Annotated in this window: 1 protein-coding gene; it reads right to left on the bottom strand. The window is 71.6% G+C overall.

Going from position 1 to position 1,328, the window contains the following annotated elements; genetic code table 11:
* Positions 1-1,130, bottom strand: a 1,130-nt coding sequence (locus FNH08_RS50145) for an NACHT domain-containing protein (protein ID WP_322726686.1), incomplete at its 3' end; no start/stop codon positions are given.
* Positions 1,131-1,328 lie beyond the last annotated feature (198 nt).

Genomic DNA, 1,328 nt, shown 5'->3' with positions numbered 1-1,328 from the left:
ACCTGTGGGGATCCGGCGGGTGTGCCGGGCCGGGGGTTGTAGATGGTGCGGGCCAGGAACAGGCCCAGTGGGGTGGCCAGGGCCTGTCCGACGGGGCTGTTGGTGCCCAGGTGGGTGATCACGGAGTTCCACCGGTGGGCGGCGGGTGTGTGAGGGCCGCCGGCGTCGCGGCGCAGGTAGTCGGCGGCGGCCTGGGCATCGAGCGGGAGGAGCTGGACGGCTGCGGCACCGTTGAGGCGGACGACCGTGCCCAGCCGGGTCAGGGCGGTGCGGTAGGGATCGGTGCGGCTGGTCAGGACCAGGGGCTGTTTGGCGGGCAGCGCCCGGTTGAGCATGTCGAGTGCGGTGGCGTGCAGGGCGGGCGGCAGTTCGTCGAAGCCGTCGAGCAGGGGCAGGACGAGGCCGGCGCTCAGCAGGTAGGCCGCCAGGTCAGTGGGTTCGTCACTGGCGGTGTCCGTGACGGTGACCGAAGACGGAGCGGCGGAGGCCAAGCCGGGGTGAGTACGGCGCAGCTGATCGGCCATCCAGGCTTTCAAGGGCCGGTGGGGATCCCAGGACGCCAGGGAGAACAGCACCGGCACGGGGGCGCCGTCGGTGCGGCGGGCGACGAGGTCCTGCAGCAACCGGATCAGCAGCACGCTCTTGCCGGCGCCGGGTTCGCCCAGGATCACCAGACGCCGGGTGGGAACCCGCTCGGAGAACACCTGCCCGATCTCCGCATCCCGTCCCGCCAGCCCCGTGGCGTCCGGCGACCAGAGGGCGGGATCACCAGGTGGTCCGCCGGGCCAGGAACGGGCCAGGTCCGTCAGCAGTGCCCACGCCTCAGTGAGACTGTCGTCGGCGACCCGCCAGGAGACCGGCAGCGGGTAGGGGTCGTTGACCCGGCGCACGGCCGCCTCACTGTCCCACTGGTTCCTCACCGCCACCGCCAACTCGCCCACCACCCTGTCCAGATCGACAGGGTCGGCCTCGGCCCGGTCGGCACGAAACGAGTGCCAGGCCAGGTAACCCGGCGCCAGCCCCACCAACACGGACACGAGAGTCGAGGCCACACCGAGATCGAAACGCCGAGCCAGGCCCAGCGCCGCAACCGGCCCGAGCACCCACAGCAGCAGATACACACTGCCCACACGCCGCGGCCCCCGGCCACGCCCCCCGCGTCTCATAACAGGCCATCATTGCCCACCCGCACACGCCAAGAAACCGTTCGGCTCAGGCTGCCCAGTCGACACTTCCGCGCCTTACACCCCCTACGAACGGGTTGCCCTGCCTCTCTGGCGGAGCGAAGGAAGGCCTACACGAGCGAGCCCCCGCGCACGGCCCGTGCG

Origin of the sequence: Streptomyces spongiae (genome assembly GCF_009377185.1) — a bacterium.
In the GTDB taxonomy this organism is placed as follows: Bacteria; Actinomycetota; Actinomycetes; order Streptomycetales; family Streptomycetaceae; genus Streptomyces; species Streptomyces spongiae.
The sequence above is the reverse complement of the archived record's forward strand: the minus strand, read 5'-3'. Positions and strand labels throughout refer to the sequence as shown.